This is a genomic window from Hoeflea sp., from assembly GCF_039975035.1.
Classification (GTDB): Bacteria; Pseudomonadota; Alphaproteobacteria; order Rhizobiales; family Rhizobiaceae; genus Hoeflea.
Genome location: NZ_JBDWHW010000026.1, coordinates 1 through 8873, shown reverse-complemented (window position 1 = coordinate 8873; position 8873 = coordinate 1). Strand labels below are relative to the sequence as shown.

Genomic DNA, 8873 nt, shown 5'->3' with positions numbered 1-8873 from the left:
AATCTGATCATGGTCGGGCCGCCCGGATCGGGCAAATCCATGCTGGCGGCACGGCTGCCCTCGATCCTGCCGCCACTGTCGGCGCCTGAACTGCTGGAAGTGTCGATGATCCATTCGATTGCCGGACAACTGGCCGGTGGCAAGCTGTCAGACCGGCGCCCGTTCCGTGCACCGCATCATTCAGCCTCGATGGCGGCGATGGTCGGTGGCGGCTTGCGCGCGCGGCCGGGCGAGGTGTCGCTGGCGCATAACGGCATCCTGTTTCTCGACGAGTTTCCCGAATTCACACCGCAGGTGCTCGATTCCTTGCGGCAGCCGCTGGAAAACGGCGAGAGCGTCATCGCGCGGGCCAATCACCGGGTGAGCTATCCTGCCAATATCCAGCTGATCGCGGCGATGAACCCGTGCCGGTGCGGCATGGCCGGAGAGCCGGGACACAGTTGCGCTCGCGGCCCCCGCTGCCAAACGGATTATCAGGGCCGGATTTCGGGACCGTTGATGGACCGGATCGATATCCGCATCGATGTTCCCGCGGTCACCGCGCAGGATCTGATCAATCCGCAACTGGCGGAGCAAAGCGCCGATGTCGCGGCGCGGGTGGCAGCGGCGCGGACCATGCAACAGACCCGCTACCGCGATCTCGGACGCCCCGACATCCGCACCAATTCGCAATGTTCGACCTCGCTTGTCGAGCAGGTGGCCAAGCCCGACGCCGGCGGCCAGAGCCTGCTCAGCGATGCGGCGGAAAAGATGCGGTTTTCAGCCCGCGCCTACCACCGCATTCTCAAGGTGGCACGGACGCTGGCCGATCTCGACGGCGCCGAAGTGGTCGGCCGAATTCACCTCGCCGAGGCGATCTCGTACAGGATTGCAGCGGAACGGGTGTCGCAGGCGGCGTGAGATCAGCCGCCGGGCAATCCATTCCGGAGAATGCCCGTCACCCTTCAAGACCGTTTGGGCCAAATCATCCGGGGTAACCGGCAAGGTTCGAGCCTCAGCCCAGACCGTCAAACAATGCGGTCGAGAGGTAGCGTTCGGCGAATGACGGGATGATGACGACGATCTGCTTGCCGGCGTTTTCGGGCCGCTGGCCGATCTTGATGGCGGCAGCCAGGGCCGCGCCCGAGGAAATGCCGACCGGCAGGCCTTCGAGGCGCGCCACACGGCGGGCCATGTCGAAGGCTTCGTCGTTGGTGACCTTGGCAACTTCATCGTAGATGTCCGTGTCGAGAATGGCCGGCGCGAAACCCGCTCCGATGCCCTGGATCTTGTGCGGGCCGGGATTGCCGCCCGACAGCACCGGTGAATCCGCCGGCTCAACCGCCACGATCTGCACGCCCGGCTTCTTCGCCTTGAGCACCTGCCCCACACCGGTGATGGTGCCGCCGGTGCCGATGCCTGAGACCAGAATATCAACACCGCCCTTGGTGTCGTTCCAGATTTCCTCTGCCGTGGTGAGACGGTGGATCTCCGGGTTGGCGGGGTTTTCGAATTGCTGCGGCATCACCGAATCATCGATTTCGCCGAGCAGTTCCTCGGCCCGGGCGATGGCGCCCTTCATGCCTTTCGGGCCCTCTGTCAGCACCAGCTCGGCGCCAAGCAGGGCCAGCATCTTGCGGCGTTCGATCGACATGGTCTCCGGCATGGTCAGGATCAGCCGGTAACCCCTGGCGGCGGCTGCGAAGGCGAGCGCGATGCCGGTGTTGCCCGATGTCGGCTCGATCAGCGTCGTCTTGCCCGGTGCGATCCGGCCTTCGGCCTCCAGCGCCTCGATCATGGCCACGCCGATACGGTCCTTGACCGAGGCCAGCGGGTTGAAGAATTCGAGCTTGGCGAGAATCTCGGCCTTCACGTCCTCCGCGCCTGCGAGTTTGGAGAGCCGCACGATCGGGGTGTTGCCAACGGTGTCGATGATCGAATTGTAGATGCGGCCGCGGCCGGGTGTTTCATCCGAAGAGGCTGACATGGCAAATCTCCCTTGTTTGGCCGCGAAGTCTAGCGACAGGGCATGCGCAACGCCAGTCAACCTGTCAAAGGAAGACAGTGAAAGACGATAGTGACGTTCCAATTTATCGTACTATTCAGGAATACAATTCCAACGCGACAGGCAGATTGTTCACCGGACAAGAAATCCTTCCGACAGCGGATCATCATCCTCAATGATGAACTCGGCCTTGCCGGAGTAGTAAGCGCGGCCCGAAACGCGCGCGGTGATGGCCTTGTGCGGCCCTGAATGTGTGAGCGAGGCGAGGCTGCCGGTAAACCGGCTGCCGATGATGCTCTGGAAGACCCGTTTCTGGCCAGTGGCGATCTGGCCGCGGGCCTGCATGGCGGCAAGCCGGGCTGTGACGCCGGAGCCGGTGGGCGAGCGATCGACCTGCCGGTCGGCGAAGACACAGACATTGCGCGTCGGCTCACCGGAATAGGCGTCGCGGCCATCGGTGAGGATCGATCCATAGAGAAACGACAGATCATCTGCGTCGGGATGGCTGAGCGGAATTGCCGCCTGCGCCGCCCTGGTCAGGGCGTCGGCGGCGTCGACAAAAGCGGCCACCGAATCGCGGCCGAACTTGAGACCGAACTGGCGGGCATCGGCCAGCGCATAAAACGCGCCGCCATAGGCGATGTCGAACGTGACCTTGCCCCAGGCTCCAATCGCGAGCGTCTTGTCGCGCGCGAACAGGAACGACGGCACGCTCTCGAAGCTAACCTCAGCGGGCTTGCCGCCCTGCATGGTGACTTCGGCACGCACCAGCCCGCAGGGGCATTCGATGTTGACGAGGGTCACGGTTTCGCCGGGCGGCACAAGTCCCTGATCCACGGCATAGCGGCCGAGCGCCACGATGGCATGGCCGCACATGGTGGAGTAGCCTTCATTGTGCATGAACAACACCGCCAGATCGGCGCCGGGCAAATCCGGCTCGACCAGCAATGCGCCATACTGGTCTGCATGGCCGCGCGGCTCGAACATCAGGATCTTGCGCAAATGATCGAGATTGTCGCGGACATAGGCGCGCTTTTGCAAAATCGTGCCCTTGGGCAGATCCGGATAGCCACCGGTGACGATCCGCAGCGGCTCACCGCCGGTGTGCATGTCGACAACCGTGAGAGGGCCGAAGGCCGGGGCGCTCATGCGGTGCCTGTCGAGCCGAAGCCGCCGGTGCCGCGCCCGGTTTCGCCGAGCGCCTGATGCAGCGTCACCTGCGCCTGCACCACCGGAGCGATGACCAGCTGGGCGATGCGCATGCCGCGAGTGACGGTGAACGGTTCGGCGCCGAGATTGGCGAGGATCACCTTGACCTCGCCGCGATAGTCGCTGTCGATGGTGCCCGGCGTGTTGAGGCAAGTGACCCCGGATTTAAGCGCCAGACCGGAGCGCGGCCGAACCTGGCCTTCAAAGCCTTCAGGAATTTCCATGATCAAGCCGGTGGGCACGGCAAAACGGCCGCCCGGGGCGATTTCCAGCGGAGTGTCTTCGTCAACCGCGGCGCGCAGATCCATGCCGGCCGAGCCCGGTGTTTCATAGGCCGGCAGATCAAGGCCTTCGCCATGCGGCAGGCGCACGATGCGCAGCTCGGGCATGGAGCTTGCGGCGGCTTGCAGGGCGGACTGGGGCAGGCGAACAGGTTGGGTCATGCACCAAGCTTTCACCGTTGGCGGGAGAAGGTCAATTGCATGGCGGGCGGCAAGGCGATAGAAGGCAGCGCAATCAACAGGAATCCGCCACCGATGCCCGATACACTCACGGAAGAGGTTGCCCGCCGCCGCACCTTCGCCATCATCTCGCACCCGGACGCCGGCAAGACCACGCTTACGGAAAAGCTGTTGCTGTTTGGTGGCGCGATCCAGCTGGCGGGCGAGGTCAAGGCCAAGAAGGACCGGATCCAGACCCGCTCGGACTGGATGAAGATCGAGCGCGAGCGCGGCATCTCGGTGGTCACCTCGGTGATGACGTTCGAGTATGACAACCACGTGTTCAATCTGCTCGATACGCCGGGCCATGAAGACTTTGCCGACGACACCTACCGGACGCTGACGGCGGTGGATGCGGCGGTGATGGTGATCGATGCGGCCAAGGGCATCGAGCCGAGAACCCTGAAGCTGTTCGAAGTCTGCCGGCTCAGGGACATTCCGATCATCACCTTTGTCAACAAGATGGACCGCGAGGCGCGCAATCCGTTCGAGATCCTCGACGAGGTCGAGCAGAAGCTGGCGCTTGACACCGCGCCGATGACCTGGCCGATCGGACAGGGCCGGTCGTTTTCGGGCACCTATCACCTGGCCAAATCGGCGATGCGCGGATCGGACCGGGAAACCGAGCTGACACCGGTCAACGGGCCGCAATCGGACAAGGTGGCCGGGCTGCTGCCGGAGAACGAGCGCGAGACCTTCATCGAGGAGGCGAGCCTGGCGGTGGAAGCCTGCCGGCCGTTTGATCTCACGGCGTTCCGCGAGGGACACCTGACGCCTGTCTATTTCGGCTCGGCGCTGAAGGCGTTCGGTGTGCGCGACCTGATCAATGCGCTGGGTGAACTGGCGCCGCCGCCGCGCGCGCAAGTGGCCGATACCCGCACGGTGGAAGCCACAGACCCGAAAATGACAGCCTTCGTGTTCAAGATCCAGGCCAACATGGACCCCAATCACCGCGACCGCATCGCCTTTGTGCGGGTGTGCTCGGGCAAGCTGGAACGCGGCATGAAGGCGCGGCTGGCGCGCACCGGCAAGCCGATGGGGCTGTCGGCGCCGCAGTTCTTCTTCGCCTCGCAGCGGCAGATCGCCGACACGGCCTATGCCGGCGACGTGGTCGGCATTCCCAACCACGGAACCTTGCGAATCGGCGACACGCTGACCGAGGGCGAGGCGCTGGTGTTTCAGGGCGTGCCGAACTTCGCGCCGGAAATCCTGCGCCGGGTGCGGCTCGAGGATGCGATGAAGGCGAAAAAACTGAAAGAGGCGCTGCAGCAGATGGCCGAGGAAGGCGTGGTGCAGCTGTTCTCGCCCGAGGACGGCTCGCCGGCGATTGTCGGCGTGGTCGGCGCCTTGCAGCTTGATGTGCTGAAGGAACGGCTGTCGACCGAATACGGGCTGCCGGTGAGCTTCGAGATGGCGCGGTTCTCGGTCTGCCGCTGGATTTCCTCGGCTGACAAGGCCGATCTCGAACGCTTCGTGACCAGCCATCGCGGCGACATTGCCCGCGATCTCGACGGCGATCCGGTGTTTCTGGCCGCCGACCAGTTCTCGCTGGGCTACGAGGCGGACCGCTGGAAGACGATCGACATGGTGGCGATCAAGGAATATCACGTCACCAAGGCGGCCTAGCCAGGCCCCGGCGGGCGATATTGCCAAATTCCGGGGCAAAGCACATGATTGCCGGATGACCCGGGATCAGCGCCGCCCGGGTGCGGGGAGGATTGGCCATGAAACATGCACTGTGGAGTGCGCTTTGTCTGTCATGTCTGGCAGCGCCCGCGCTTGCCGATGATACCGGCACCACGGCGATTGGCGTTGCGCGCGGCTTCATGCTTGCCGCCCTGCCCGGACAATGCGACGAGAGCTCGCCGTTTGGAGATGCTGACGGCTTTGCCGACACGGCCACCGCGTTGTCGTGGAGACCCCAATGGGCCGGCGCGGACGATCCAGACAGCCACGCCACGCTGTACCAGCTGTTTTGCATGGCCGGCGCCTACAATGTGGTGCAGGCCTATGTGTTCAAGCCGGAAAATGGCGATCTGTCGCTGATCACATTTGCCCAGCCGACTTACGAGATCGATTATGCCGATGGCGACGAAACCCGGACCGAGCTGAAAAATCCGCCGACAGTGACCGGCTATTCAACCACGGCGACGCTGGTCAATTCGGGATTTGACACCGAGACGCAGACGCTGACCAGTTTTGCCAAATGGCGCGGGCTGGGCGATGCCTGGTCGGCGGGAACCTGGGCGTTTGCGGAAGGCCAGTTCGTGCTCAAACGCTACGAGATCGACCCGACCTATGAGGCCAATGACGACAACGCCAGCGAAGACCAGATGGAGCGGTCCTACACGCTGTTTCCGTGATTGTCGGACGCCTCCCGATTTCCGTCATACAGGACTTGATCCGGTATCCAGTGACCCGGCGTCTGCCGGGTCAAAGAGTCGTTTCACCGCGCGGACGCGCGGTGGCTGGATACCGGATCGGGGTCCGGTATGACGGGGTGGTGAGACCTTTCTGACCAAGCGACCAGACACACCAAAACCCCGCGCGCGAAAATCTTTTCGCCGGCGGTATGGGGCAGTTCGGGGCAGTCCGGAATCAAACCGGAGTGCGGGGCGCGCGGGCGGCTGGCCCGTGGTGGTGGCGAAGAAGGGCTTGGCGCAGTCTCCCGCGCCCCGCCGGTGACGGATGCCCATGCCTTCCGGGCACGGGCGGGCAACTCCTCCTGCGAACGCATCACCTCAAGCCCTGGCGCGGTTTCGTTCTGTTCGGCTTGGTCAGGGCCGAACCCGCCCTCTCCCCAGGCAACAGGCGAGGCAACCCGCCCAATGCGCCCGGGGACTTGTCAGGCCGGCGTTGCAAGCGGGACGCGCGCCGCGCAGACCGGCCAGCCCGCCGGACAGTGCGACACACAGCAAACGCCGCCGGGGCCGGCCAGGCCGGGCCACCGGTTGCGGCCTTCGCACGACCACCTTTCTGTCAGCTCCACTTTTTGCTGACGGGCGTTCCTGCTGGCCGGGATGATGTTTCGCAAGTGTCTGACCCGCGATGCGGCCCCGCGCGCCAAACCTCACCGCCTTCCGCCGGCCAAAGCTCCGTGGGCTCCGGCCATCCGTTGCGACGGAAGGTGGGAGAAGTATCGCATGGGCGGAAAGGGTGGGGAAAATATTGGGGAAGATTTTTTTGGATAGAGGGGGAAGCGACACGGGTTTCCGTTGGAGAGTTCCCTCCCCTCCCCAACCCCTCCCCACAGGTGGGAGGGGCTTAACCCGGCGCCAGCGCCTTTTGCGAATCCGAACTTTCGTCGTGTTGAAGGCGTTTTATTGGGCGGAAATCCAGAGGCGCGGCAAGCCCCTCCCCCTTGTGGGGAGGGGTTGGGGAGGGGACTTTGCGGAGACAAAACGGCCAACGCACAGCCAGACTTGCGCGCGGGCCGCCGACGCGGGCCGGGGTGATCTTCTCGCAAACGTCTGACCCGCGATGCGGCGCCGCGCGCCAAACCTCACCGCCTTCCGCCGGCCAAAGCTCCGTGGGCTCCGGCCATCCGTTGCGACGAAAGGTGGGAGGAGTATCGCATGGGCGGAAAGGGTGGGGAAAAAGTGTGGGGTGCTAACTCCAGTACCATCGCATAGAGAACTAAACGTGCCTGGATCGAAACGATATCCGTGGCTACGTATTGAATATCGAGGACAAGAGAGGGGCATCTGCAACCGCCGAACCGCGCTGACCGGATAACTTCAAAGCATTTACAACACATCATTTTATGTGCACAAACACAGAAAATTATGAGAATAGAGGGATGCTCCGTTTGACCTATGCCGAGTTCATCGCCGAGCTTGACCGGACATCACTCAGCATCCGTGAGTTTGCAGACCTCATCGGAATGCGTCCGAACTCCATCTCGAACTACGCTAGCACCGGAGAGGTGCCGGGGCATTTGGGTTTAATCGCGACATTGCTGTGCGAACTAAAAAGCCACGGACTGCCATTCGAGGACGCCGTCGCGCGCGCAGGTCCGACTAACAAGCGTTCACGTGGTCGGGGCAGACCAGGACGTTTCGGCGGCGACCCCCAAGAGCAATTGGATCTGAGCACATGACGCCGGCGGTCGAACAACTAACACTCAGGGCAGTCACTCAAGCCCTCGGCTGGCCCGACGCATCAGAGATACTCGCTCCGACAGGCGCGGGACCAGCTACCTTTGCCGATCTTGCTCGCAGTAAGATCGGGCGCGCTTTGGAGCGTTTAGAGCCTGACCACAATTGGCGGATCGGGATTTTGTCTGCCAATTCTACCGAAGACGCGACGGAGGCTCCTCTTGGTTTGGTAGTAGAATTCGAGGGTAAAGCTTCGGACGCTCTTTTGCGAGAGCTTCATCGGTTGGCTTGGAATTTTTCCCACAGCCCTGTCCTTATCACAATTGAACCGCATCTTCTCCGAGTATGGAGCTGTTGCGAAGCGCCTGCACAAGACCATTCAGTCGATCGGTATTTAGTCCATCAAGTTCGAGCGGCAGATCTTATCACTTCGCCAAAGGGTGAATTGCAGGTCCGTGCGGCACGCACATTGCATTGGCTCAACCTAGTCTCAGGTCATTTCTTTACGGCTCACGCGCAGCGTTTCAATCGTGACGGGCGAGCAGATCAGATGTTACTGCGCAATCTCAGTGAGATGCGAGAGCAACTTATGGAGGGAGGCCTCAGAGATGATGACGTCTGCCACGACCTTCTGGCGCGCGTTATCTTCGTGCAATTTCTCTTCGATCGGCGTGACACGGTCGGCGCTGCTGCGCTAGATGACATCAAGCTAATAGAACTCCAAGCTGACGGTGTTTTGTCTCACGCTTATTCCAGCTTGCCGGATATCCTCGATAGTTATGAGGACACTTATCGTTTGTTCGATTGGTTAAATGTCCGCTTCAACGGCGACCTTTTCCCAAGTAAAGGCTCAACGTCGGAGGAACGTGCATCTGGATGGCGGGCCGAACGCGCGCTAGTTGAACCTTCGCATTTGCGACTCCTCGCAGATTTTCTTCGGGGTGATGTCGATCTAGAATCGGGTCAAGTTTGCCTCTGGCCTTTGTACTCATTTGATGTGATCCCGCTCGAGTTTATCAGCAGCATTTATGAGACTTTCGTGACTGAGCGTGCGTCGGAGGAGGGGATTTTCTACACGCCTCC

Annotated in this window: 7 protein-coding genes and 1 pseudogene; 5 read left to right on the top strand and 3 right to left on the bottom strand. The window is 62.3% G+C overall.

From position 1 onward, the window contains the following. Positions 1-900, top strand: a 900-nt coding sequence (locus tag ABJN75_RS02115; RefSeq protein WP_348436397.1) for an ATP-binding protein, incomplete at its 5' end; no start/stop codon positions are given. 94 nt (positions 901-994) lie between these two features. Here the strand turns inward: ABJN75_RS02115 and cysK are convergent. The 3 genes from cysK to dut all read right to left on the bottom strand — a co-directional run bounded on the left by cysK (position 995) and on the right by dut (position 3603). Further along, positions 995-1966, bottom strand: coding sequence for a cysteine synthase A (cysK, locus tag ABJN75_RS02110; protein ID WP_348436395.1), 972 nt, complete (start codon positions 1964-1966; stop codon positions 995-997). A gap of 150 nt (positions 1967-2116) precedes the next feature. Then, the gene (locus ABJN75_RS02105; protein ID WP_348436394.1) at positions 2117-3133 is read right to left on the bottom strand and encodes a proline racemase family protein; all 1017 of its coding nucleotides are present in this window, start codon (positions 3131-3133) and stop codon (positions 2117-2119) included. Continuing rightward, positions 3130-3603, bottom strand: coding sequence for a dUTP diphosphatase (gene dut / locus ABJN75_RS02100; RefSeq protein WP_348436399.1), 474 nt, complete (start codon positions 3601-3603; stop codon positions 3130-3132). Before dut ends, ABJN75_RS02105 begins: the two co-directional genes overlap by 4 nt. 126 nt (positions 3604-3729) lie before the next feature. Between dut and ABJN75_RS02095 the strand changes: the two genes are divergently transcribed. The 4 genes and pseudogenes from ABJN75_RS02095 to ABJN75_RS02080 form a co-directional block, all read left to right on the top strand. Continuing rightward, complete coding sequence (locus tag ABJN75_RS02095; RefSeq protein ID WP_348436392.1) at positions 3730-5319, top strand: peptide chain release factor 3; 1590 nt, start codon at positions 3730-3732, stop codon at positions 5317-5319. Between the two features lie 98 nt (positions 5320-5417). Further along, on the top strand, positions 5418-6056 hold the full coding sequence (locus ABJN75_RS02090) for a DUF1176 domain-containing protein (RefSeq protein WP_348436390.1): 639 nt from the start codon (positions 5418-5420) through the stop codon (positions 6054-6056). 1436 nt (positions 6057-7492) lie between these two features. Next, on the top strand, positions 7493-7792 hold the full coding sequence (locus ABJN75_RS02085; protein WP_348436388.1) for an XRE family transcriptional regulator: 300 nt from the start codon (positions 7493-7495) through the stop codon (positions 7790-7792). Beyond that, positions 7789-8873 (top strand): annotated as a pseudogene (locus ABJN75_RS02080) (hypothetical protein); the annotation flags it as partial. The gene ABJN75_RS02085 and the pseudogene ABJN75_RS02080, both read left to right, overlap by 4 nt.